Origin of the sequence: Brakhagea baltica (genome assembly GCF_052161605.1) — a bacterium.
In the GTDB taxonomy this organism is placed as follows: Bacteria; Planctomycetota; Planctomycetia; order Pirellulales; family Pirellulaceae; genus JBKCUI01.
Genome location: NZ_CP197409.1, coordinates 2,933,609 through 2,958,605 on the forward strand (window position 1 = coordinate 2,933,609; position 24,997 = coordinate 2,958,605).

Below are 24,997 nucleotides of genomic sequence, written 5' to 3' on the forward strand. Positions count from 1 at the left end.
GTAAAAGGATTTAAGGCTCGAGCTATTTTGACTAATGTTGAAAGGAAAATAAAGCACCATCGGACTAGTTCTTAGTCGCTTTCTTGCTCCTTCGCAACTCTTGAGCTTGACTTGCTACGTAATGTTTTAGGCTTTCGAGGTAGTATCTTCCCTCGGGATCGACGCATAGGGCAAAATGACGTTTCCAGGCGTCTCGTTGGGATTCGTTTAGCTCGGCCCAGCTCAGGAAAACAACGCTTGGATCCAGCGATAGGATCTCGATTTCGGTAAGGCTCGTATTGAAAAAATCAACTCGCCCCGATTTGCTTGGCCAGTGGACGGGCCAAGCCGTAGCGGATTCCGCACCTTGTTGCGGAAGCTTGCCCGTCGGTAAATGCTCTGGGGAAAGGGAACGATGGTTGTGCGCGATTAATTCTCGGCGGATTCCGTTGCAAAAAAGCTCATAGCCGAAACTGTTTAGCGACCCTTCGGAGGTGATGGTGAGGCTTTGAGGCTCCGAACCGGTGCCCAAAAGGTCCGATGAGCATTCAGCGGACCCCCAAAAAACAGGTTCTGAACCGAGGGTGACGGCAATGTGCAAACGATTTTCCATGAGCCAAATCCGGATGGATTCTGAGTCCAAATCACCAGCTAGGGCTGGCACCTCTTTGCCGGAGGGACTTGTGAGCATGGCGAAAGGCAATATCTCCGAAAGCTCACTCCAATGGCTAACGTGCAAACTCCAGTTTTGCCCGAGCAAGTAGTTGACTGGTTCGGATCGGGCATCAATCAATCGCCTTATTCGCGGGCCACCGTCTGTGTTCAAGGGAACCATTTTCGAGTCTACAAGGGATCGCTCTAAGAATAGCTCCGCGTCTGGGAATTGCCCCAAGTTCCCGTACCATCGCTGGGTAGCAGAGGCCATTTGAGGCTGGTTTCGGTACCTTGCCCATTTTCGGCGCAATTCCAATTCTGATGTTTTGAAGTTCGAGTTGAAACGCCACTGTTCGACCTGCGACGAGGAGTTTGGTAATGCGGAGTCCGGTGAAGCTGGAAACTGATCCAGCAGGGCGAATGAAGCCGATGAAAATAGCGCCTGTTCCAGAGTCGCGGGAGCGACCGAATAATATAACTGCGTTGCCTGGTTCGTGGCGGCATCAATCTGGAAAATGGCAATGTACAGGGGCTTTGGCTTGCCGTCTGTCGCGGGAGGAATGCCGGGGATTTCGATCTCGCAGTCGATCTGGAATCCGATTGGATTGATCGCAGTGTTTAAGCTTTTTATAGAACTTGCCGCAGCGGGTTCTGCTTGGGATGGACCTGGTTTGGAAAGAATGCTGAACGATCCATCTGGACGGATTTCGATCGCTTCGAAATCGATCGCTAGCGGAGATCTCGACCAGGCGAACAGCAAGCAATCGTAGTCGAGACTCGCGTCGACCATTTCTGGAAAGGCCGCGAAACGTGAGGAGGTTGGGGCGTTGGATCGCGGGAGCACGATCTCCCGATCCGCGACGGTACCTTGGAGGCGAACGGTTCCACCATCAAAAGACACTACGAAAGTCGATTCAGGCGTTGTCGAGGGATCCCAAGGGGCGATCAGCCTTATGGATCGCTCCCTTTGGACTGCGACCGCATTATTGGTTTCGAGGGGGAGCGGTGGAACAGCCTGGATGGCGAATGTTGTTGCTGGAAAGCTGGAAAATAGGCAGAAAATCACGAGAGTCAGCAGAGCAGCCAACAGCCTGCTTCCCGACACTTCTCGCTGATCGCCATCGACTTCACCCCCCCCAAACGCCGTTTGGGGAGGGTCAGCCCGCGAAAGCGTGGCTGGGGAGGGGTGCGATGCATCGGTCGGATCGAGATCGACGGCGTCCTGCCCTGCCCGGCAATCTCGCTTAAGGCTCGATTGCCGACCCTCCCGGTCGCTTCGCTGGGAGGGTGAGGCCCAGTTGACGGTGGCGAGCAGCGAGAAGTGTCTGATTTTCTCAATATTTGCTTGCCTCAGGCGTCCCCCACGGGCTAGGCAACTCGCGGGATCCAGCTTCAGTTGAGTTTTTGAGGTGGTATCTGCTTTAGAAGCCATTTGACTCTCGTAGGATTCGATTCCCCATTATTAATTAATGGGTCAAAAAAGGACAATTCTCGGTGATCGCCACCGACTTCCCCTCCCCGGCAATCTCGCTTCGGGCTCAATTGCCGACCCTCCCGGTCGCTTCGCTGGGAGGGTGAGCCCCAGTTGACGGTGGTGATCAGCGAGAAGTCTCCGTAAAAAAGGGGGGGGCAAGAATTCAGGTGGGATTTCCCATTACATCTTCAAGGAACCCGCCAGGGTGGCTAAACTCTCTCCTTTCCAGTTTACAGGTTTCTTCATTTTGAACCCTCCGAGGGAGGTAATTTCGTGGCGTCTGGCAAGTACATTTTTACGAGCGAATCCGTTTCCATGGGTCACCCAGACAAGCTGGCTGACCGAATCTCCGACAGCGTTCTTGATGCTTTGCTAGCACAAGACCCCATGAGCCGCGTTGCATGCGAGACGGTTGTTACCACCGGTCTGGCCTTGATCGTGGGCGAGATCACAACCAAAGCGATTGTTAACTACGCCGATATCGTGCGTCAAGCAATTTTGGACGTTGGTTACGACGACGATGAGACCGGTATTTCGGGAAAGACCTGTAACGTGATGGTGGCGCTCGACCGCCAAAGTCCTGACATTGCCATGGGGGTCGACTCATCGGACAACAAGGATATCGGTGCCGGTGACCAAGGGTTGATGTTCGGTTACGCTTGCAACGATACTCCGGAAATGATGCCATTGCCAATCGCATTGGCGCACCGCATCACCAATCGTTTGACAGAAGCCCGCTTCACCAAAGAAGTAGATTGGCTGCGACCAGACTCCAAGAGCCAAGTGTCGATTGTTTACGATGGCTTTAAGCCAGTGGGAATCAACAACGTCGTTGTGTCCACACAGCATGCCCCGTCGGTATCTCAAGAGCAGATCCGATCCTTTGTCATTGAAAAAGTGATTCACCCTTGCTTGCCAAAGGAGCTAATCACGGACAGTATCGAATACCACATCAACCCGACCGGCAACTTCGTCGTCGGCGGACCTCACGGTGATAGTGGTTTGACGGGACGCAAGATCATCGTTGACACCTACGGCGGTTGGGGACGACATGGTGGTGGTGCTTTCAGCGGCAAGGATCCCACCAAGGTGGATCGCAGCGCTGCGTACATGGCCCGTCACGTTGCGAAGAATATCGTAGCCGCCGGAATCGCAGACCGTTGCGAGGTACAAGTCGCATATGCAATCGGAGTCAGCAAGCCCGTCAGTGTACGGATCGATACGCAGGGCTCGGGCAAGGTTGCGGATGAGGTTATCTGCGAAGCGGTTAAGTCGTTCTACGATCTTACCCCACGCGGAATTATCGAGTATCTCGACTTGCGCCGCCCTATCTACGTGAAGACATCCTCCGGTGGACACTTTGGCAGAAACGATCCCGATTTCACCTGGGAAAGCACTGTCAACGCGTCCAAGCTAGCCAAAGCGGTTTTGGGGTAGTCCCAAGCTGTGGTTGCTGTTGAGGGATGAAACGTCCTGGATGGATTCCGTATTTGGTTCTCGGCTTTAAGCTCTCAGTGCTTGCTGCAATCGTTTATTGGTTGTGGCGAAATTTTCCGGAAGAGCACTGGGAGGTTTTGGTCAACCAGAAGAAAGATTGGGGGCTTCTGTTTCAAGGGCTAGCCGTAACAGCGACAGCGGTCGTCGTCTCCTTTTGGCGTTGGATGCTGCTAGTTCGGGCCGTGGGAGTCCCCATGTCAGTTGCTCAGGCGGTTCGACTCGGCTGCATCGGCAATCTTCTCAATCAAGTTAGCGTTGGCTCCGTCGGCGGCGACGTCTTCAAGGCGATCGAGGCGGCCCGGAGAGCTCAGGGAAAGCGGACCGAGGTCGTGGCATCGGTGCTGGTGGACCGCGCCGTCGGTTTACTTGGACTATTGCTGATTACAGCCACGGTTCTGCAAACATCTTCGGTTCGCAGCACAGTCATGGATGCACTCCGCTGGGGGGCATCGGTCTTTGCAGTCGTAGGATTAGTTGGGTTGCTGGCGATCGCGATGTTCGGAAAAAAGCTGCCTACCAAGCTGCTTTTAAAGCTGCCCATGGTTGGCCATCATGGGCGGAGATTCGTGGATGCATGCATGGTTTTTCAAGGCCGTTACCGATTGCTGCTGGAGGTCGTAGCATCGAGCGTCGTCGTACATGCGCTGCTAACGTTGAGTTGCGTGCTAGTATCCCATGCTTTGTACGACCAAGTGCCGAGTGTTCGCGACCACTTTACCGCAGTTCCGCCAGCCATTGCGGCGGCCACGTTGCCAATCACACCAGGCGGGCTGGGTTTGCAAGAGGCTGCCATTGATGGCCTGTTCAAGCAACTAGGCGATTTGCCTAGCGGTTATTCGCCGTTGGTTATGGCCATTTTTTTTCGTGGGTTGTTGCTCACGACCACGCTTCTTGGGGCTATTTATTATCTGACAGGGATCGGGAGTGACCGCAAGTCGGTTGAGCCGAGTACCTAAATCTATGCTATGATAAAGCATCCATTCGAAGTTTCAGGAACGAGGTTGAAATGTCTAGATTGACGCTCCGGGTTGTGCAAGGGGCAGACCGAGGAAAGGTTTTCTCTGACATGAAAACCCCTATCAGTATCGGGCGAGAAGAAGGAAATTCGATTCAGCTCAACGACGAGCGAATCAGCCGCTTTCATTGCAAGATTCAGGAAGACAACGACCATTTGGTTTTAACCGATTTGGAGAGCACAAATGGTACGAGGGTAAACGGTCAGGATTGCCAACTGCGAATTCTCAAGTTCGGGGATATCATCGCCGTCGGTCGTACGATGCTGCTTTTCGGAACTCACGACCAAATCGCATCTCGAGTTCAAGAGAGCCTGACAGCCGTGGAAAAAATCGGTGTCAAAACCATCGACGACGACGATTTGGCTGATTTCGATCTCGCTCCTGGCTTGGCAGAGTCCGTTCGGGCGCTCCGAGATTTAAACCAACCGCCGCCACTGCCCGATCGCCTGAGCCCCAGCCAAGCTGCCCAGTTGGCGGAGTTGTTTGAGTACTTCCATGCTAGAGTGGGAGAGATTGTGGAGGGGGCGAACTCTAACGAAAAGCGAGCTAAAGTCGATGTTGACTTGGCAACTTGGCAATTGCTGCTTCAAATGTACAGTCGGCTAGCGGAACTAATTCGGGGGATCGCAGACCCCGATTTTCGCCTTCCTGGGTGAAACCCGCCGCCGCAGACTGAAACACTGTTCGCCCCCACGGAGATAAGGACATCATGGCCTCGATAGAATTTACAAAAATGCACGGAGCGGGAAACGACTACGTGTACGTGAATGGATTTGCGAATACGCTTCCCGAAGATTTAGAAAAGCTCGCCATAGAGATTTCGCATCGCAGATTTGGAGTCGGAGGTGACGGGCTTATTCTGATTCTGCCGAGCGAACATGCCGATGCGCAGATGCGGATGTTCAATGCGGATGGTAGTGAATCCGAAATGTGCGGTAACGGTATCCGTTGCGTCGCGAAGTATGTCTACGATCATGGAATCGCGACTCGCGAGCAGTTGCGAATCGAGACCGGTGCAGGTGTTCTTTCTTTGCAAGTTCATGTCAAGGATGGACTCGCGGATCAGATCACGGTTGACATGGGTGAACCCAGACTAGAGGCAGACTTGATCCCAACGACCCTTGCTCCCTCGGGGCAACAGGTTGTTAACGTTCCGCTGGAGATCAAGGGGCACAAGCTCTTTGCAACGTGCGTCTCGATGGGAAATCCTCACTGTGTCATTTTTGTTCCAGAGATCGACGACGAGTTGGTGCTCGGAATTGGTCCTTTGATTGAAAAGGATGATCGATTTCCCAAGCGAGTGAACGTCGAGTTTGTTGAGGTTTTGGCTCGCGGAGAAGTGAATCAACGAACTTGGGAACGTGGTTCCGGCGAAACTTGGGCTTGCGGAACGGGCGCGAGTGCCGTCTGCGTAGCCGGTGTTTTGACGGGCAGAACAGACCGAACCATTGTCAATAATCTTATCGGTGGACAGCTCACACTCACGTGGGACGAATCGACCAACCACGTCATGATGACAGGACCAGCCAAAGAAGTGTTTACAGGACGTTGGCAAATTAATGAATAGATTCTCGCTTCGATCCATCGCGAGGCAGATTGCTATTTATTCGGTTGGTAAATGTCTCTCTGGGCTCGTCAACGCATGGGTTCATACCGTAGATTGCAAGATCGCTCGCCGCGATCCCTTGGGGGATCCTGCTATGTTCGGTTTCAAAGACCCTACGATATTCGTGATATGGCATGAATATATGCTCGTGCCGACATGTTGCAGGCAAGGTTGCGATCTTGTGCTCCTGGCCAGTCAGAGCGAGGACGCGGACTGGATTGTGGGACTGGGAAACCATTTCGGATATAGCTCTGTACGAGGTTCCTCCAAACGTGGGGGAAGCGAAGCTGCTTTGAAAATGGTCAAACAGTTGCGAGGCAAAAGCTTTGTGATAACCCCCGATGGTCCGCGCGGACCGCGGCGAGTCGCTCAGAACGGATGCTTGTACCTCGCCAGCATGCTGGGAGCACAGATCGTTCCTATAGGAGTTGGCTACGAACGCCCCTTTCGCTTTACCAGATCGTGGGATCAGTTCGCTGTACCACGCCCCGGTGCCCGCGCTAGACTGGTTCTCGGCGACATCATGCGCGTTCCCAAAAAGGTGAGCAAGGACGAGATCGAGGTCTATCACAAACGGCTTCAAGACACCTTGGTCGAGGTTACCACAGAAGCCGAGGCTTGGGTCCAGCACGGCCGCAAGCGGGAGGACGAGCACCCGTTCTACACTACCTTTAGGGAGACGTTGTGGCCATGACCGGTTTTTTGTGGAGCAACGACGAAGAGGCATTTTTTGGGAATGATCAAAATGCCAATCCCAAAAAGGGAGCTGAGAAAGCTGGCAGGAAGGCCAAGCCGGCTCCAGGCCAATCGCTAGAAGCTCCCTTGACCGTTAGCGAGTTGAACGAATCTCTCAAAAGGCTGATCGACCAGACCTTCGGGACCATCTGGTTGTCGGGCGAGATCAGCAACTTAACTCGTTCCAACGCGGGGCATGTCTATCTGACTCTCAAGGATGCGGGAGGCCAAATCGCCGGAGTGATCTGGCGATCTACTTTGGAGAGAATCGACGTCGATCTAGCCGAGGGGATGGCCGTGATCGTCCAAGGTAGGCTGGATGTTTACTCCCCGCGAGGCAACTATCAGATTGTCATTAGCCGAGTCGAACAACAAGGCCTAGGGGCTCTCCAAGCAGCTTTTCGCAAGCTTTACAAGCGTTTGGAAGCGGAGGGGCTTTTTGCCGCCGAGCGAAAAAAGCCTATTCCGAGATTTCCGTTTCGCATAGGCTTCGTCACCAGTCCGTCCGGGGCTGCCATTCAGGATTTCTTGCAAGTGCTTAAACGCCGTTGGCCCGTTGCAAGCGTTTTGATCATCCCGTCTAAGGTTCAGGGGGAGGGCTCGGCGGAGGAAATTGCGAGAGGCGTGAGAGCTGCAGCGAGAATTCGACCACAGCTAGATGTTTTGGTTGTAGGCCGGGGAGGCGGTTCGATCGAAGATCTGTGGTCCTTTAACGAGGAGATCGTCGTGCGGGCGGTCGCCGAGTGCCCTTTGCCAACTATCTCGGCGGTAGGTCACGAGATCGATGTAACACTTTGCGATTTAGCAGCTGATGTTCGTGCGTTAACCCCCACCGAAGCAGGAGAGATTATCGCGCCCAATCGCGATGACCTCCTGCAAACATTAGAAGGCGTAAGGAATCGGCTCGAGGGGCTAATCGGGTACCAATGGGAACGAGCCACCAGCCAGCTTGCCACCCTCGCTAACCGCCCCATCCTCGAGGATCCGATAAGGCTGCTAGAACGCCCTACACAGCAATTGGACGAGTGTTATCGAGATCTAGATTTGGCGATGGATCAACGTTTAGAGAAAGCTCAAATCGCTATCCAGCAACGGGCTCAAGTACTCGAAGCGTTGAGCCCATTAGGTGTGCTCGCCCGTGGGTATTCTTTGACCCAGGACGACCGAACCGGTCGCCTAATCACCTCGGCGGCAGATGTGCAGCCAGGGCAGATTCTCAAGACACGCCTCTCGGGTGGAGAAGTGAAGAGCCAAGTGACAAGTGTTGAAAATCCTAGCTGATTCGAGACTTCTCGCTTAACGCCACCTACTGGCTACCAGGCTCCGCCTGGAAACTCAATGTCTTTCAGGCTCTGCCTGATTTTTCGGGCGAATTGCATATGCTCTGGCGGCATCACTAACGAGGCAGAGCCTCGAAGACAGTGCGTTCCAAGGCAGAGCCTTGGAACGAGTTGTTGACTTGGCCGGAAACCTCATTTTTATGGACACAATGGCGGAATCAACTCTTCTCGCGGGAACTATTGGGATCTAAACTTCTGGTCCAGTTAAATTTAAGCTTGTTTACTCATTCCTGTAATTTCAACATGACAACAGATACCTGTATGCGGTTCAAGCAACTGGACCGTATCCTGGAAATCGTTCCAGGCGAAAGCATTCGAGCGTGTAAAACAGTTCGTGGTGATGAAGACTATCTACGCGATCACTTTCCGCTGTTCAAGGTCATGCCTGGGGTCTTAATGCTCGAGGCGCTGTTCCAGGCTTCTTGCTGGCTCATCCGCTCGAGCGAGGAATTTCGCCATTCTCTACTCGTCCTCAAAGAAGCGAGGAACGTCAAGTTTGCCGACTTTATGTCCCCAGGTCAAACGCTGGAGGTTTCGGCGGAGATTGTCAAACGCAGCGATAACCTGGTGACCCTCAAAGCGACTGGGACCAAAGGTGAAATCGTTGGTTGTTCAGCCAGACTCATTGTCGAACTGTCCAATCTGGGCGATGCGAATCCCGATCTTGCTGCGCTCGACGAATACATGAGGGAAAGTATGCGAAACGAGATGAAGAGGCTTCAAGCCTAGCGTAAGGTCTAGTACATGCCGGTTTACATCTGGGTGAGGTCAATGCGATGATTCATGAAAACAAAGGAGCAGTCGAAACCGAATCGCCCGAACAGCTTCGTGCTCGGCAGCGGCTCTCTCTCGGTTTGCTCGCCTTTTTTACTGCCATCTACGCCATCTTTATTGGGCTGTGCGCCTTTGCGTATGACCTAATCTCCAGCAATGAAATTGCCAAAGTTCCCATCGTGGTTTGGTACGGGCTGGGGTTAATCGTTTTAGCGATCGCTATCGCGGGACTCTATGGGCGACTAACCCGCAGCCGTTAAATTGACCGTTTCCTTGCAGCTAGGAAATAGCCTGCTCTTGCTCTGTGCCGATCACAAAGTCCCCAGCCATATAATCGACCGAGATCGGACTCATGTCGTCTGCATCCCGCTTGAGCAGTTCGCTGGCGATTCGATTTTGCAAACGCCTCTGAATCACCCGCTTCAACGGTCGCGCTCCGTAGATGGGGTCGTAGCCTTCGTCGGCAATTGCGTCGATGGCTCGATCGGAGATCGAGAATGGAACATGCTTCTCTAAGAGTTGCTTCTCCAATCTTCGAATCTGTAACCGGACGATGCGGTGGATTTGATCCTTGGCGAGGGGTTCGAATATGATAGTCTCATCGATGCGATTCAAGAACTCTGGCAGAAACCTTGCCTTCAGAGATTCTTGCACAGCCGCGTGCATGTCTTCCTCGTCTCCCCCCTCTTCAGCAACCCGTTGAATCATTTGGCTACCGACGTTGCTGGTCATGACCACAACCGTGTTCGTAAAATCGACCGTCCGGTTCTGGCCATCGGTCAATCGGCCATCATCAAGAACCTGTAGCAGAATGTTAAAGACATCGTTGTGCGCTTTTTCGATTTCGTCGAGCAGGACTACGCTGTAAGGGCGACGGCGTACCGCTTCGGTTAGTTGTCCACCTTCTTCATAGCCAACATATCCTGGAGGGGCACCCACCAATCTGCTGACGGTATGTTTCTCCATGAATTCGCTCATGTCGATCCGCACCATGGCGGTATCATCGTCGAACATCACCTCGGCCAACGCCTTGCAGAGCTCCGTCTTGCCAACACCGGTCGGGCCGAGAAAGAGGAACGAGCCGATAGGGCGGTTCGGGTCCTGCAACCCACTGCGACTTCGGCGCACTGCATTGCTAACCGCTTCCACGGCCTTATCTTGACCGACAACCCGTTGGTGTAACCGATCCTCCATGACTAGCAGTTTAGCTCGCTCGGATTCGAGCATTCTGGTCACTGGAATACCCGTCCAAGAGCTAACAACGGCAGCGATTTCGTCCGGCGTAACTTCCGTCCGGAGAAGTTTTCGTTCTTCGCTGGAGGATGCGACCTGCGGATGATCAGACTCTTCGGCTTGGAGCTCCACTCCCAGCTTACGGCGTTCCTGGTCCAGTTCGTAGAGTCTTTGGTATTCTCGTTCCTCGACAGCCAGTCCGGTTGATTGCTTCTCTTTGATTTTGGCTTCGAGCTGGCGAAACTCTCCTTCAACTTGATCCAGCTTCTTGCGAATGGAGCCAACACCAGACAAGCCTAGCTTTTCCGCTTCCCATTTTTCGCGCAGAGTCGCTAATTCTTTTTGAACCTTTTCGACTTCTGCCTCGATATCAGCCAAGGAATCCTCGGTATCTTCGTCGGATGATTCGTCGTTCAATTGGCGTTGAGCAATCTCCAACTGCCGAAGTCTTCGTTGCAGAGAATCGATTTCGACTGGAACGCTATCTCGCTCCATCGCGATTCGCGCCGAGGCTTCGTCAACCAGATCGATAGCTTTGTCTGGTAGAAAGCGATCCGAGATGTATCGGCTGGAGAGCTTGGCTGCTTCAACCAGAGCTGCATCCCGAATTTTGATACCGTGGTGCGCTTCGTATCGTGGCTTGAGTCCCCGCAGGATAGTAATCGTATCCTCTACGCTCGGCTCTCCAACATAGACAGGCTGAAAGCGTCGTTCGAGTGCTGCATCTTTTTCAATATGCTTACGGTATTCATCAAGCGTAGTGGCACCGACGCAGCGTAGCTGGCCACGTGCGAGTTCGGGCTTGAGCAAATTGGCTGCATCGCTCGACCCTTCCGCCGCTCCAGCACCGATGACAGTGTGAAGCTCGTCGATAAAGAGTATGATTTCCCCACCGGAATCTTTGACTTCCCGAAGGACAGCTTTAAGCCGCTCCTCGAACTCCCCACGAAATTTTGTGCCAGCGATCAGAGACCCCATATCCAAGGCAATTACACGGCGGTTCTTCAATGATTGTGGTACATCCCCAGCGACGATGCGTTGCGCCAAGCCTTCAGCGATCGCGGTTTTGCCCACGCCAGGCTCACCGATCAAGACAGGATTGTTCTTGGTACGACGTGACAGAACCTGTATCACACGACGGATTTCGTTGTCGCGACCAATGACCGGATCCAACTTGTTCTTGGTAGCTAACTCGACGAGATCGATTCCGTATTTCTCCAAAGCCTGAAATTTGCCTTCGGGGTTTTGGTCGGTCACTCTGTCGCTGCCTCGCACCGACTGGAGCGCCCCCATAATGTCGTTCTCATCAATGCCCATCAGTTTTAGCACATCGTTAGCTTTATTGCTGGTCCGGCACAAACCCAATAGGAAGTGCTCCGTGCTGACATACTCATCTTTCATAGATGTCGCAGCAGAAGCGGCGGCCTCGAACACTTTCTGGAGGCTCGGTCCTATTCCAGGTTGGCGGCCCCCTGAACTGCGAGGCAGTCGCTCTAACTCGCTGGTCGTTACGGATCGAATCTTTTCTAAAGACGCACCAATTTTCTTCAATAATGGCACGACCACCCCTTCGGCATCTTGGAGCAGAGCGTAGAGCAAGTGGAGCGGGTCCAGTTCCGGATTTCCGAACGAACCCGCTTTGGATTGCGCCTCGACGATTGCCTCCTGGGCCTTGATCGTTAATTTATCCATCCGGAAAGTCATAGGACACCTCTAAATCAGTTTCGGTTTCACACGGTCGCGTTGGCAGTCATCACTGCCCACCATTCCTGCATCGCAAAAACCGGACCAATCGCGATTGGATCTCCTCGGATTGAGGTCCGTAGTCAAATTCGACACACCGATCGTCCCGACGGGCGCTTAATAAGGCCTCGCATTTCGAGCACGCTGATCGTCGAAAGGACTCGTGGAATAGGAAGCCCCGAAACCCTTACCACGGCATCGATATCCATCGGTTCCGACTCAATTGACTGGAGGACTTGCTGTTCGATCTCGTTAAGTTGCAGTTCAGCGGGATGCCTAATTTTGACACCTTTATCTACCTCGACCCCTTCGACCAGAGGCCCCAGGTGCTCAAGAATCTCTTCAGCATCACAAACGAGGGTTGCGCCATCTCGGATCAATTGGTGACACCCTTTAGACATGCGAGAAGTGACCGCACCAGGCACGGCGAACACCTCTCGTCCTTGCTCCCCTGCGTGCCGGGCCGTGATTAAAGAACCGGATCGGTCCGCAGCTTCCACCACGACGATCCCCAGACTCAACCCGCTGATGATTCGGTTTCGTTGCGGAAACACTCCCGCTTTGGGCTTTGCAAAGGGATGAGTCTCGCTGATCAAGGCCCCCGTCGCAGCAATCCGATCAGCCAGTTCGCTATGTTCGGGCGGGTAAATATCGGTCACGCTGCTTCCGAGGACTGCAATCGTACGTCCCCCGACTTCCAAAGTGCTCTCGTGGCAAATCCCATCGATCCCACGAGCTAAACCGCTGACCACAGTAATGCCGCGAATCGCGAGCCCCTTGGCAAAGCGTTCTGCCATCGTGCGGCCATAGTGGGTGCAGTGTCTTGTTCCGACCATGCCAATCGAGATCGCATCCCGCCGTTCGATTTTTCCCCGTACGAAAAGCAAGAGTGGTGGATCCGACAGCTCGGTGAGGAGTCGAGGAAAATCTTCATCGCCAGGAACAAGTATTTGCACCTGCGAGGAGCCACAATGATCCTTGACACGTTCTAACAAGTCGCTGCGAGAAGCGTCCCGAATTAGTGTAGCCAGCTTGGGACCGATGCGTTTAACCTTGCCGAGTTGGGACTGTGAAGCCTGAAGCACTTCCGTGGGGCTACCAAAAAAATCGACGAGTCCGGCCAACGTGCGGGGACCAATTCCGTTGACGAGCGATAGGCGAATGTATGCGTCTCTATCCTCCGTAGAGATCGAACGCAAAGGGGCAACGGGGACCTCAAAGTCATCATGATCTTCGAAGCAAGGTCCTTCGGTTCCATCCAGATCGTCAATCGGGACTGGATCAGGTGACGGGGCTGGGAGGTGATTGGTGTCCAGATCCAGCGGGAGGAAGCCAGTGAATTCGTTGTCGGGCATCAGGTAAGCCTACAAAAAATTGAGACCAAGCAGCATAAACAATTCGTTCATTAGATTATAACATCCGGTTCATCGGCCAGGGGGTATGTAACGAAAAAGCTCTATTGAAGATCTTAAGATACCACTGGCTTGTCCCGTGGAGTTTCCTGTTTCTCGCTAATTCGACAGCACCACCTGCATCCCCCTTCCTTTTCCTCGGCAGTTTCGCCGCCGAGAGAAAAGTGGGGCGACGTTGGACTGAGCGGTGAGCTTAATCCAGTGGCCAATGCCAACGCAAGCCATTTCTAAAGGCGTCCAGTAGAGTTCCCATGTCAAGGCGGCTACGAAGGCTTGATGCTTCTTTGAAAGAGCCATCGGCTTTTTGCTTTTCACAGTTTAAATGATTAACGTCAAATCAGTTTGGGTGGGGTGTGACCGGCTCATCGTTGCTTAGTCGGTAGTGAGTCGCGATTTGCTAGCACAAGATATTGTGGCATCATTTCCGGCGACAACCAATTGGTTTCGTTTTCAGTATTGAGAGAGATAATAAGGGTAACGGCGAGCTTTTTCGTCGGTTCTCAATCACGGAGTCAAATCATGAACGAATCGTTGGATTTCCAGAATGTAGATTGTATTGTCGCACAGCTTAAAGAGCTGGCTAACACAGCTTTTCGTACGGGGCAAGCGATCGACCAAACGGAGCTTGATTTACACAAGCGACTAATGGCTCTCGGACATGCATTGATTGGAACAATCATCGAGCAAGCAGGCCAGGGAGATGTTGGACCTACCATCGAGAAGAAAGGGCGAGTCTATAATCGAATGCCCAAACGGACTCGGAGGTATCGCTCCATCTTTGGCGATTTCAGAATCGAACGCTACGTCTATGGAACAACACCCGATCAAGCGATCCAAGCCATTCCTTTGGACGAGCATTTAGGGCTCCCGCAGAATGATTATTCCTTGGTCTTCGAGTCGTGGGTCGGAACTCATGCGACCGAATCTTCCTTCCATAAAGCGGTTGGGTTACTGGAACGAATCACGTCACTCCACGTCCCAGTCGACAGCGCCGAACGGATCGGAAGCCGATTGGGAAAATCAGCGGCCTTGGTACTCGATAATCCGCCATCGATCGATCGAGCTACCGAGGCAGAACTCTTGGTCCAAACCAGTGACAACAAAGGCATCCCGATGGTACGCAAGCAAACGGAAAAAACACCTGTGGGTGCTTCTGTCGAACGCATGGGCCCCAAGCCGGGGCAGAAACAAATGGCGTGCATGGCCGGAGTGTATACCGTAGATCGCGATGTTCGAACGGCTACAGAAATCATTGATGCTTTATTCCATGAGCCTGAGTCAGGCGAGACAAGTAGATCAGAAGCTAAGCCGAAGAATCCTCGGTACTTTGGGGCGTTGACCAAGCATGATTCTAACGGAAACGTGATCGGTAAGTCCGCTGAAGAGCAAGCTCAGCAATGGCTAACTGCCAATACGCTCCGACGCCACCGAGAGGGTCAAGAGATTTTGGTTATGCACGACGGGCAACCATCACTTTGGAACTTAGCGCATGAGTACCAGGAGGGATGGAACACGATTGAAATACTGGACCTGATGCATGTACTTCCGCGAATCTGGGCAGCCGCGAAGATCATCCAACCAGATTCGCAAAGCTCGTATGTTCGCGAACAGCTGCTGCTACTGCTTAAGGGAACCGAAGGTCTAATGATCATAGGAATCAAGACTGCGATGAGACGCAAGGGCATAAAAAAAGCACAACGCGAAGAGCTTGGCAAGATCGTGAAGTATTTGGAAAACAACCGCTCACGAATCAAGTACGGTGAGTATTTGGCAAAAGGCTATCCGATATGCACTGGGTATATTGAAGGAGCCTGTCGGCATGTGCCCAAGGATCGAATGGAAAAGAGTGGGATGAGATGGAAGGAAAAAGGAGCCCAGACCATGCTGAACCTTCGCTGCATCGAAGCGAGTGAGCTTTGGGATGTCTTAGCCACAACGCACCGAACGGTAAACCTCTCGATCTACGGTAAGAAACGAGTGAACTATAGCGATCAGTTCTTGGCAATGGCGTCGTAACTAACAGAACAACCGGTCACACCCGTTTGGGTGTCGCTGCGACGAACGCTGGCCTTTCTCAACCCAGATCACGCAAAGACGCCATCTGTGCCCAAATTCCCGGTCGTATCCGTCGCCATTATTTACTCGACTGCTTTCCCCCTGCAATAAACAATCCAGTGGAGGCAACGAGCATTAAGCTTGGAATAAAGATTGGCATTCCCTCAATGCCACCCATTAGGATGAGAACCATTAATAAAACGCCAATGCCCCCGTTAACGATTCCAATACCAAAAATAAACTTCTTTTGTCGCTCTGTAATTTTGCTCATAAACTATTGTTTGTTAAGACCTAGATGACTTCGACGCAACGACAGCGTTCAGCCAGCGGCGTGAGAAGTAGTGTCCATCAGAAGATTCCCGTCGTCCTCTCCGTCGGCGAGGTGAACACGTTCCTCAAAATGATCGACAAGCCAGCCATGACCTGCTTCTTCACGGTCGCGTACTCCCTGGGACTTCGGTTCCGACACATAATACCAAGCCGACTGATTCCGATCCAGGGCACCGGACCGCCGCAACTGTGCATTGCTAAACGCCATGGCAAGTCGAGGTGTAAAAAACGAACGACGCGGGATCGTTCTGCGTAGAAGGACTGCGCTGGAACGGAAAAATGGACTAGAATCCCGAACGAAGCGTCCATTGCCAACGAGGAAACTCGTTCCGACGCAACATCTAAGCCTATTTATGTTCCTCGCGGTTTATGGTTGATGTGTAACGAATTTTCAGTGTAGCAAATCGAAGCAGTCGTTGCCAACGCATCGCGCGTATGGGCGTGTATCGTCGCTTGGGCACTCTTGCCTGAGTTTCAATTGAGATTACGGACCAGAGTGCTCATCTGACGATCTTTGCCGTTCGGAGAGTCGCCAGTTCCAAGGCAAGCGTTTGCTGCGTTGCAAGCTCGAAGATTCTACACCGCCAGAGAAAACAGAGACACAAGAGTAATGGCTGTATGTCACCCAGCTCCATCTCTGCGATTCTCTTTCCTCTCGCGGTGTAGAATTCCGTCTTCTGTAGCGATCGGGGCGCTAGATTCTTCGAAGCGTTTGTGCGACAAGCGATCTCATGGCTGCCTCTCCAATACCGGTCAAGTTCAAATGTCCAAGCAGTTTACGCGAGGACGGTTTGCCGCGACGAACGGCTAAATTCAGCCAGTGCGAGTAGGTGACTCAACGCAAGTCAAAACGGCCGACCGAGCACTTGGTTGCAATTGTACGCCCGGCACGGGCGTGAACTAATGGGGTGCAAGTCCCCTGTACGAAAATGGGAATTGCTTGGAGGACAGTATACCAAATGTAACCAAACAACTTAAGTACTAGACGAAGGCAACTGCGGGGAGGCGACAAACCGTGGAGAGGAAGCCTGCGAAGGTATGCGTAAACGCCGGGTTTGTCCGTTGTCCCAAAAGACAACAGTCCGCCACCCGGACCCTTCTCGTCGAAGCTGCGAGGCCCTGCACATCAACACGGTACAGAAACGCCATAGAGGCCTAGAGAGACCCTGAGGTGAGCCGCCGATGGACGTGCGAAACCGTTCCCAACAGACTCCAGGGTAGATGGCGAGCTTGTGCAGCGAAAGTTCACGTTCTTATCCGGGGAGAAACTGCAACGCGTACCGGTGAGTAGGGCTTGCCCGAAAGGCCGGACGACTCGAGGCGACTCGATGCTCGTGCTTGCAGAAGTCAGCAGGTGTCATAGTACCGAGCTTCCACCCCCAGTGGAAACGGGAAGGACTAACGTCACTTAACAAGGAAACACGAAACCATGACCTCAGACCGAATCAAACACACAGAACCTAGCTCGTCCGACTCTACGAGTGACGACACGATAAAGGCACGTGCTCTTGAGGCTCCCGAACGGGAGCAACTCGGTGTGGCGGTTCGGGCGACGAAAGCCTTGAGTTCTAATCCAGAAGACCTGATGGAACAGATTGTCGACCAGGCCAACGTCGAGAACGCTTGGAACAATGTTCGAGCCAACCACGGAGCCCCTGGCCCCGACGGCGTAACGCTCGCAGCATTTCCCAAAGTCTTTCGCGAACAATGGCCAACGATCCGACAACCTTAGACCAGTGGATCCGTCGCCGCGTGCGTGCCTGTATCTGGCAGCAATGGCGTAATCCACGCACTCGAGTTCGTAACTTGATCAAGTTAGGGGTTGGTCCTCGCGAAGCCCATACCCACGGCAACAGTAGTACAGGCCCCTGGACTATGTCCTTGAGCAAGGCGATTCACATCGCCTTATCACTGGCCTTCCTCAAGGAGTTAGGGTTGTCGAGTCTGGTAGAGATCTGGTTTAAGCTTGCTTCTAAGGGGCGAACCGCCGCCGCACTCCTGTGCGTTTAACAACGCGGCCGGACCCGCATGCTAGGTGGTGTGGCAGGGGTCCGCAGCAATGCGGCCCCTATGCCGATTTTTGTTCGTCGGTCTTTTCTTGCCGATTAGCATCGTAGCTATATGCCACAGCCGTTACAATTGGCATCGGGATAACTACGATCATTTTATAAGGAGCGTGACGCAATGATCTCAGAGAAAACCAAAAATCTAGCGGATCGGGCCAAGGCAATTTTTCAGTCTACATTGCGTGAGAAGCTCGAATCTGAACATTGGGGCAAGTTTGTCGCAATCGAACCAGATTCCAAAGATTACTTTGTCGCGGATTCGTTCGGTGATGCAGTTCGAGCGTCTAGGGATTGTCACCCAGATCGAATCGCATATGTAATTCGCGTTGGGTATCAGGCCGCCATTCATATCGGAGCCTTGACAAATTGAAAGGTTACGTCGACGATTCAAAACGAGCTTTGATTGAAATCAAAGTACGTTCGCAATCCATAGCTGCCAGTGACAAGGTAACTGCGTGGATAGATACCGCATTTAACGGGCATCTTGTTTTCTCAAGGGAACTTATTGATACACTGCATCTGCAGCAAGAAGCCGCTACCGAAGCAATTCTTGCAGATGGCAGCTTGGTGACTCTTGAATCGTTTATCTGTTTTGTAGAGTGGGGAAGCAAAGTAGTCGCAGCTCAAGTGATCGCAAATGATGGAAGTACACCGCTACTGGGCACGGAGCTACTCTCAGACTGTGTGCTTGTCGTTGACTACAAGACTCGCGCGATTATCGTCACGACCTGATCGACGAAAGAATCCATGTAAGTCCAAGGTGTAGCGGGTGGGAGCCATTCGTGTAAAACTGGCGACTCAAACCCGTGATCTCGTGTCGCGTGAACGACAACTGTCACAATCATTACCACCCACCACAACCAAGGATCCAATACCATGAAGATTCTCGCACTTGACCTCGGACCTGTCAAATTTGGTAGACACGGGCAACACAATGTGCTGCTTTTTCGACTCAAAAACTCGAAAGCATGAATTCCTGAACGCTACCACCGATCGAAACTACCTTGAGACCGTCTTCAAGAAGCACAAGATCGACCTCGTCGTCATGGAAGCGTGCGGCCCCTCCGGCTGGATCAATGATCTGGCTCAATCGCTTGGCCTTAAAACCCTCGTCTGTTCCACCAACGAAGACGCCTGGAAGTGGAGCAACGTAAAACGTAAGACCGACAAAGACGATGCCTTGAAGCTGGCCCGCATGGCCGCCATGAACGAACTCAAGGCGGTTCACATGCCATCAGAGTCCCACCGCGAATTCCGTTCTCTTGTGAAGTATCGCAAGACGCTTGACTCTCGCATCAACAAGATGAAGTGCAAAATCCGAGCATGGTTCGTCAATCACGGTATCTCGATCGACACCGGCGAGAAGGCATGGAATACAGGACGAGAACGGATCAACTCCTTTCGCAAACCGCTTACAGAGTGCGAACCCCACGAATTTTGGAAGGGGGAACTCGATCTCGAACTCACTCAGATGGATACTCTCACGACCGTCCTTGATGGAGTGGTCAAGAAGCTTGAGTCTATCGGTAAGATCGATCCCCGAATTATCCGTGTACAAACCATTCCAGGTGTCGGGCCACGAACCGCCGAGATCCTCGTCGCCTGCATCGACGATGCGAAACGTTTCGAAAACGGTCGACAAGTCTCTCAGTACTTCGGTTTAGTGCCTCGTCAGTACCAATCAGGCGAGACCGATCGGAATGGTCGAATCACCAAGCGAGGCAACCCCTTGGCACGAACGATCCTTGTCGAATGCGCGTGGTCCTCACTTCGCTATAACCCCTGGGCCAAACATGTCTACGACCGAATCTGCGGCAAACAAAAGACTCGTAAAAAGAAGGCTGCTATCGCATTGGCTCGCAAGATCGCTGTTCTGGCATGGGCGTTACTTCGTGATGAAAAAGACTGGGAACCAAAACGTATGATCGAAGTGACCGAGTCCTATGGCCGCATCCCTCTAGGCCTAAAAGAGAAACTACTCGAAATGCCCAAAAAGGAATGCCGTCACAAGCGAAAGAATCGAAGGATCAGCGAGGAACGCGCTGCGAAACAAGCAGCTGCCCAGGCTCCCAAGATCGCTTCACGACCAACCGAATCCACTCCCAAACGATCGTCGGTACAGAGCTCTGTCGCTAGGCCCGCTAAGCGAAAACCTAAGACCATAGCACCTAAAGGAAAGCCGACAAAAACAAAAGATAAACCAACCACGAATCCAAGGCGAACAAGAAAGCTCGAAACCGCGGTCTGATGAGTTGCCATCACTAAGCAACACACATCGTCGAACGAATAAGCCTTGTTCGCCCTCATAGCCCCAAGGCTTGGAGGACAACCAGTATCGCTGGCTGATGCACACGACATCGTCGTAACGAATCGGACCTCCAAGCCCTTTACGAACCTTTTACCCCTTCTCAGGAGAATGCCTTACACCGAGCACCGAACGAATTTGACCAAGGACAAGACCTACCCACGAGGTTGAGCACTAAACACAGTTGACGCGGTCGTCTCACATAGGACACGAGGACTCGTAAGAGACTCGCCGAGATGACCAGACACGTCGCCCTAAAGAATGTGCCAACCCCATAACGGAAGGTAGCTTGCTGCTCAGCGATGCGAAGCATCCAGAAGCCTACAGGCAAGCTGCAGCCAACCACGATGAGAATTCATAGCTAACAAGCGATGAGTGGAACCGTGCATGGATAACTGAGGGGATGCAAGCCGATAGGCTTCACAAGAGTGACAAGGCATTCACACCTCGAATAGTCGTCTAATCAACCATCCTTGAACGAATAAGCAAGTGCGAAGAGTAAAGCGAGACCTTAAGAAGCAAATCAGCAAGTTCCCGGTGTCATCCTCTGCGCCGCTTGTCGATCGCCATGCGCTCCGTTCGAAGACTCACTTCGCCGGGGTGAGCGATCGACAAGCGGCTACGACGAAGACACCTAACCTTACCTCAAAATGATGTAGCCTCGAAAAATATTAAAAACAGTGGCGACCGTCACTTGCAAACCTTGGACTTCATAGTCGCCACCGATGACCGAGTGCGAGCGGTAAACCGCTCCATCTCGATTCATCGTACGGCGAGCACTTCGGTCAATCGGTTTGTTCGCCTGATTTTTAATTACTCGGCTTATCCTTCCCGGGCGTGTTCGTTACAAATTCAGTCTCGGCAGGTCTACTTACAGGTGCCTTTACTGGCGGTGGACTAGGTGGTGCCGCAGGTACTTTAGGCTCAACTTTAGGTTCACTCATGGACAACTCAGAAAACAAAAAACGGGTACTAGATCTGTTGTGGCGTAATTTCGATGACGCGGTAACGACTATTCGTCGATTTCAAGACCGTGCAACGGTCGTAGTTGCCGCTACTACTGCATCTATAGGACTTTTACTAAATCCCTCTCAAACCGTATTACCTGTCTCAGGAAGTGCAGTTTGCGCGGCTATCGCATGTGTTCTGTTGTATGCGATTTCATTTGCTACTGCAACGTACTTATGGCTACCTAGAGTGTCCCAGAGGCCAAGCCGTACAGAGATAAATCATATCTGGGAGCATTCAATCGAAGTCACTGACGATGTTTCCGCTGCAAATTTAATGCAAGATCTATGCAAAGCTATAGTAGCTGAGCGCAAAGCATCGGATATTTACGGGCGGTGGTTAGTTGTATCTATGTTTAGTAGTGCGGCTTCGGTAGTCGCAGCTTGTATTTACGCAGTCTTGCGATAGGGAGTCCATAATGGTCAAGCGGCAAGAAGACGAACGAAAAAGGATCATTCACGTCGAGTGGGGATCGTGGACCGCCCAAGCCCCAGGAATCGAGACGTTGAATGCATCCGCTGGTTAGCGGAACACGCGTTCTTGCCCGGAGGATCGAGTGCCGTCGTCCGCACTGCTCACACGTCATCCTCAGTCAGAGACCGTCTCTGACATCGCTCTATCGTACCACAGGAGACTTCAACATTCAGCAGGGACAAGAGTGCAAGCGACCGACTTTAGATACCACTGGCTTGACCAGTGGAGCTTCATGTTTCTCGCTAATACGCTGGCACCACCTGCAATCCCCCCCCACTTTGCTCGGCGGCAAGGCCGCCGAGCAAAGTGGGGGGGGGGCGGGGGCTGAGCGGTTATGTAGCGAGAAGCGTAACAATCCACCCGGCAAGCGGGTGGCATTCCAGAGCCATGACGCTCGTCGCGTTACTTCTGAGCTAACGCCAGCGATCACCGATGTCGCGGCCAGGAAATCTACCATCTGGAATCGGCTGATCCGCGACTTCGGTGCATCGCATTGTTATGCCAAATTTGTCTTTCCGAGTTCATCATACTCCGGCCAAGCCCATCCGCCATTGAACTCCTCGACGTCGAGTTGCACAGCCCCGAATTTCGAGAGTGCAACAAACATCCCATCTTTTTTCGCGGCCATCAAAACAGCATAAATCATATTACCAATAGCCGGAACCAACGCGTCAGGGGTCTCGGTTTCTTCGTCTTCCGGATCGGAATCTTCCTCTGTTGGAGGAATGACGAACTTCGAACCGTCAAATCGAATAACCTCGACCTCTTCCCCCTCATACCCTAATTCAATTGCCTCGATCCAATGTGGCATTTTGATGACGCTTTCATGGTCATCTAAAGCGTTTGTCCAAGTTCCGTCTCGATTGTGTTCAGGTCGACGATCAGGATGAATACAAATCCAGCCGCCTTGGTCGCAATCATAACCTATCTCGATGGCGGACAAAATCGATCCATGCTCGGAGCTAAGCGAGTCTATCACCGACTTTAGTGATTTGCGAAGCTTCTCACCGTCTTGTTGAAGGTCGATCTTTGTCATGTTGTTTTGGTCCTCATTTCTTTGGCATAACGAAAAAGGATCATTCACGTCGAGCGGGGATCGTGGACCGCCCAAGACCCCGGAATCGAGACATTGAATGCATCCGCTGGTTAGCGGGACTCGCGTTCTTGCCCGGAGGATCGAGTGCCGTCGTCCGCACTGCTCACGCGTCATTCTCAGTCAGAGCCAGTCTCTGACATCGGACTATCGTACCACAGGGGACTTCAACATTCAGCAGGGACAAGAGTGCAAGCGACACACTTTTCTGCGGTCGCGTTACTTCTTAGCTAACGGCTATCGTCACCCAGTCGCGGCAAGTAACGTCTCTAAAAGTCAAAGCCCCCGATCCGCGACTTGGGTGCACGATTTTGTTCTGTCTTCTTTCGGTCGAGTCTCACCATAGAGTTGAAGTAGCTTTGGAAAGATCGGAATCAAAGTCTACCCGAATTGCAAGTCCAGGAAACATACCGTCAGTTGAAAACGATAGTACAAGCCGTCCACTATCTTCAATCCAAAGGGTCGTAAGCTCGAGTCTTTCACGAAAACTACTTTGATTGGTTGCCGGATCGTCGAGATATCCATTGTCGAAATAGTTCGTTTGAGCAGACTCTTTTCCTAAAGCAACCAACGATCCAACTGCATGGACAGCTTTGCGCAATTGTTCCTTATGTACCACAAGTTCATTGTGCGTTTTGGCGGGCAGCGAAATGTCCGCTTCAATTCCAAGCCGCTCATTGTACAGCCCCCCCTCATACCAACTCAACTTGGGATTGTATTCCATTCGCCCAAGTATCTCATCGTCGAAAAACGGTGGCAAGCTACTCATCCGAATCAGTGGGTTTGAGAGACAGAACGAAAAGGATCAGTCACGTCGAGCGGGGATCGTGGACCGCCCAAGACCCCGGAATCGAGACGTTGAATGCATCCGCTGGTTAGCGGAGCACGCGTTCTTGCCCGGAGGATCGAGTACCGTCGTCCGCGCTGCTCACGTGTCATTCTCAGTCAGAGACAATTTCTGACATCGCTCTATCGTACCACAGGGGACGTCAACATTCATCAGGGACAAAGGTGCAAGCGACACACTTTTCTGCGGTCGAGTTCCTTCTTAGCTAACGACACACGTCACCGAGTCGCGGCGAGGAGACGTTCCATTTAAAAAAACACCGACCGCGACTTCGGTGCACGTGATTGTTATCCGCCGTTCTTTATAGCGATCATCTCATCAAGGTAGCGTTGATCACCCATAGAAAACGTCGCGAAGATAGGACGGCGGTGTCCACCCTTGTAGTCATATTGTTCTTGTGCATCCCAAAGTGCAATGATCTGCGTTGGAAACAGCGGGTCGTAGTCATTGAAGGGTATCGCCTCGATCTCGTTTTCGTTTATGAATCTGAAAAGTTCTTTCGCCTCCGAGTCGAATGGGTCGACGTTGCCATACGCGACGTCGAAATTGGGAGAGTAGGCGAATCCGATGAAATGCAAGCAATCGTCATCGAAGAAGTCAAGCTGGATTGAGTTTTCGTCGTAGTAGTCCATGCTGTTGCTCGAATGTGTCAATACGAAGTTCAGCGCCGCCATGACGTTGCGGGTCATCTCGCGGCTTGTCCCGAGTACTAGCTTGCCAGCCCGAAGTCTTGAATGGATGTCGAAAACGATCATGCGGGTGTATCAGTCGGATAACGACTAAATTCAGCGAGTGCGAGGAGAAATCTCAACGCAGGTCAGTACGCCCGACCGAGCACTTCGCTGCAATTTTTTGTTCGTCCTATTCTGCCAAATCGCAATCAATAGGTCAATTCACGCATTTTAAATGCTTCGCGGACAACCGGACGTTTTAATGCAACTACTGCCCAGATGCATATAAACAATCCCAATGGAAGAAACAAGAATAGTGAAATTGCAGCACCAACGTACGACATTTTCCTCGATTCAAGTCGCTTTAGTTTCAGACCACACAAAACAAGTAGAGGTGGAAGCAGAAAAATAAGATAGACAACACTCTCTGGCCCCGGCATGCTGTGTACGCCCCGCTGAAGGATGCCAGCGCATATCGCGAAGATATAAAGCCCTGTAATCAATGCCCCTTGAGCAATCATCAACACCGCTGGCCAGTAAGTAAGCCGCTTTGCTTCAGCGTAAATCGCTTTTTCGTATGGCGGAGGCCCGTCGTTTATTGTCGATGCGTACGGATTGATGCCAGTCATGATCAGTTAGACGAACGCTACGGATCACCAAGTCGGCGCGATGATCTTTCCATTGT

24 protein-coding genes are annotated in these 24,997 nt (G+C 52.3%); 14 read left to right on the forward strand and 10 right to left on the reverse strand.

Translation table 11 applies throughout. The features are described 5' to 3' along the window. Positions 1–64 precede the first annotated feature (64 nt). The gene (locus SH449x_RS10830; protein WP_482381360.1) at positions 65–2,065 is read right to left on the reverse strand and encodes a hypothetical protein; all 2,001 of its coding nucleotides are present in this window, start codon (positions 2,063–2,065) and stop codon (positions 65–67) included. A 315-nt stretch (positions 2,066–2,380) separates the two neighbouring features. Between SH449x_RS10830 and metK the strand changes: the two genes are divergently transcribed. The 8 genes from metK to SH449x_RS10870 all read left to right on the forward strand — a co-directional run bounded on the left by metK (position 2,381) and on the right by SH449x_RS10870 (position 9,335). After that, a complete protein-coding gene (gene metK, locus SH449x_RS10835; protein WP_482381361.1) occupies positions 2,381–3,544 on the forward strand; it encodes a methionine adenosyltransferase in 1,164 nt (387 codons plus the stop codon). 26 nt (positions 3,545–3,570) lie between these two features. Then, positions 3,571–4,560, forward strand: a complete 990-nt coding sequence (locus SH449x_RS10840; RefSeq protein WP_482381362.1) for a lysylphosphatidylglycerol synthase transmembrane domain-containing protein — start codon at positions 3,571–3,573, stop codon at positions 4,558–4,560. Positions 4,561–4,610: 50 nt separating this feature from the next. Then, positions 4,611–5,276 carry an FHA domain-containing protein gene (locus SH449x_RS10845; protein WP_482381363.1) on the forward strand — a complete coding sequence of 222 codons (666 nt, stop codon included), beginning with the start codon at positions 4,611–4,613 and terminating at the stop codon, positions 5,274–5,276. A gap of 53 nt (positions 5,277–5,329) precedes the next feature. Continuing rightward, a complete protein-coding gene (dapF, locus tag SH449x_RS10850; RefSeq protein ID WP_482381364.1) occupies positions 5,330–6,187 on the forward strand; it encodes a diaminopimelate epimerase in 858 nt (285 codons plus the stop codon). Beyond that, complete coding sequence (locus SH449x_RS10855) at positions 6,180–6,920, forward strand: lysophospholipid acyltransferase family protein (protein ID WP_482381365.1); 741 nt, start codon at positions 6,180–6,182, stop codon at positions 6,918–6,920. The genes dapF and SH449x_RS10855 overlap by 8 nt, the downstream gene beginning before the upstream one ends. Then, entirely contained in the window at positions 6,917–8,242 is a 1,326-nt protein-coding gene (gene xseA / locus SH449x_RS10860; protein WP_482381366.1) for an exodeoxyribonuclease VII large subunit, read from the forward strand. The genes SH449x_RS10855 and xseA overlap by 4 nt, the downstream gene beginning before the upstream one ends. A gap of 302 nt (positions 8,243–8,544) precedes the next feature. Continuing rightward, positions 8,545–9,030 carry a 3-hydroxyacyl-ACP dehydratase FabZ family protein gene (locus SH449x_RS10865; RefSeq protein WP_482381367.1) on the forward strand — a complete coding sequence of 162 codons (486 nt, stop codon included), beginning with the start codon at positions 8,545–8,547 and terminating at the stop codon, positions 9,028–9,030. Between the two features lie 47 nt (positions 9,031–9,077). Next, positions 9,078–9,335 (forward strand): DUF485 domain-containing protein, encoded by a 258-nt coding sequence (locus SH449x_RS10870; protein ID WP_482381368.1) that lies wholly within the window; start codon positions 9,078–9,080, stop codon positions 9,333–9,335. Positions 9,336–9,354: 19 nt separating this feature from the next. Here the strand turns inward: SH449x_RS10870 and clpB are convergent, their stop codons facing one another. After that, the gene (gene clpB, locus SH449x_RS10875; RefSeq protein ID WP_482381369.1) at positions 9,355–12,012 is read right to left on the reverse strand and encodes an ATP-dependent chaperone ClpB; all 2,658 of its coding nucleotides are present in this window, start codon (positions 12,010–12,012) and stop codon (positions 9,355–9,357) included. A gap of 122 nt (positions 12,013–12,134) precedes the next feature. After that, positions 12,135–13,406, reverse strand: coding sequence for a DNA-processing protein DprA (gene dprA, locus SH449x_RS10880; RefSeq protein WP_482381370.1), 1,272 nt, complete (start codon positions 13,404–13,406; stop codon positions 12,135–12,137). A 576-nt stretch (positions 13,407–13,982) separates the two neighbouring features. Here dprA and SH449x_RS10885 point away from each other — a divergent pair. Further along, positions 13,983–15,479, forward strand: coding sequence for an ISKra4 family transposase (locus tag SH449x_RS10885; protein WP_482376812.1), 1,497 nt, complete (start codon positions 13,983–13,985; stop codon positions 15,477–15,479). Positions 15,480–15,597: 118 nt separating this feature from the next. On the opposite strand, the gene SH449x_RS10890 is transcribed toward SH449x_RS10885, so the two are convergent. Next, entirely contained in the window at positions 15,598–15,789 is a 192-nt protein-coding gene (locus SH449x_RS10890) for a hypothetical protein (protein ID WP_482381371.1), read from the reverse strand. A gap of 48 nt (positions 15,790–15,837) precedes the next feature. Continuing rightward, positions 15,838–16,056, reverse strand: coding sequence for a hypothetical protein (locus SH449x_RS10895; protein WP_482381372.1), 219 nt, complete (start codon positions 16,054–16,056; stop codon positions 15,838–15,840). A 1,221-nt stretch (positions 16,057–17,277) separates the two neighbouring features. Between SH449x_RS10895 and SH449x_RS10900 the strand changes: the two genes are divergently transcribed. From SH449x_RS10900 to SH449x_RS10920, 5 genes are all read left to right on the forward strand, one after another. Continuing rightward, positions 17,278–17,580, forward strand: coding sequence for a hypothetical protein (locus tag SH449x_RS10900; RefSeq protein ID WP_482381373.1), 303 nt, complete (start codon positions 17,278–17,280; stop codon positions 17,578–17,580). After that, a complete protein-coding gene (locus SH449x_RS10905; protein WP_482381374.1) occupies positions 17,556–17,858 on the forward strand; it encodes a group II intron maturase-specific domain-containing protein in 303 nt (100 codons plus the stop codon). The genes SH449x_RS10900 and SH449x_RS10905 overlap by 25 nt, the downstream gene beginning before the upstream one ends. A gap of 174 nt (positions 17,859–18,032) precedes the next feature. Beyond that, positions 18,033–18,284: a hypothetical protein gene (locus SH449x_RS10910; protein WP_482381375.1), complete on the forward strand. Its 252-nt coding sequence runs from the start codon at positions 18,033–18,035 to the stop codon at positions 18,282–18,284. Further along, positions 18,281–18,646 carry a hypothetical protein gene (locus SH449x_RS10915; protein ID WP_482381376.1) on the forward strand — a complete coding sequence of 122 codons (366 nt, stop codon included), beginning with the start codon at positions 18,281–18,283 and terminating at the stop codon, positions 18,644–18,646. The genes SH449x_RS10910 and SH449x_RS10915 overlap by 4 nt, the downstream gene beginning before the upstream one ends. Before the next feature lie 202 nt (positions 18,647–18,848). Continuing rightward, on the forward strand, positions 18,849–20,162 hold the full coding sequence (locus tag SH449x_RS10920) for an IS110 family RNA-guided transposase (protein ID WP_482377360.1): 1,314 nt from the start codon (positions 18,849–18,851) through the stop codon (positions 20,160–20,162). 697 nt (positions 20,163–20,859) lie between these two features. On the opposite strand, the gene SH449x_RS10925 is transcribed toward SH449x_RS10920, so the two are convergent. The 5 genes from SH449x_RS10925 to SH449x_RS10945 form a co-directional block, all read right to left on the reverse strand. Then, positions 20,860–20,985 carry a hypothetical protein gene (locus SH449x_RS10925; RefSeq protein WP_482380512.1) on the reverse strand — a complete coding sequence of 42 codons (126 nt, stop codon included), beginning with the start codon at positions 20,983–20,985 and terminating at the stop codon, positions 20,860–20,862. 1,212 nt (positions 20,986–22,197) lie between these two features. After that, positions 22,198–22,737 carry a hypothetical protein gene (locus SH449x_RS10930; RefSeq protein WP_482381377.1) on the reverse strand — a complete coding sequence of 180 codons (540 nt, stop codon included), beginning with the start codon at positions 22,735–22,737 and terminating at the stop codon, positions 22,198–22,200. 394 nt (positions 22,738–23,131) lie between these two features. Continuing rightward, a complete protein-coding gene (locus tag SH449x_RS10935) occupies positions 23,132–23,563 on the reverse strand; it encodes a hypothetical protein (protein ID WP_482381378.1) in 432 nt (143 codons plus the stop codon). Positions 23,564–23,928: 365 nt separating this feature from the next. Next, entirely contained in the window at positions 23,929–24,396 is a 468-nt protein-coding gene (locus tag SH449x_RS10940; protein WP_482381379.1) for a hypothetical protein, read from the reverse strand. A gap of 125 nt (positions 24,397–24,521) precedes the next feature. After that, positions 24,522–24,941: a hypothetical protein gene (locus SH449x_RS10945; RefSeq protein ID WP_482381380.1), complete on the reverse strand. Its 420-nt coding sequence runs from the start codon at positions 24,939–24,941 to the stop codon at positions 24,522–24,524. Positions 24,942–24,997 lie beyond the last annotated feature (56 nt).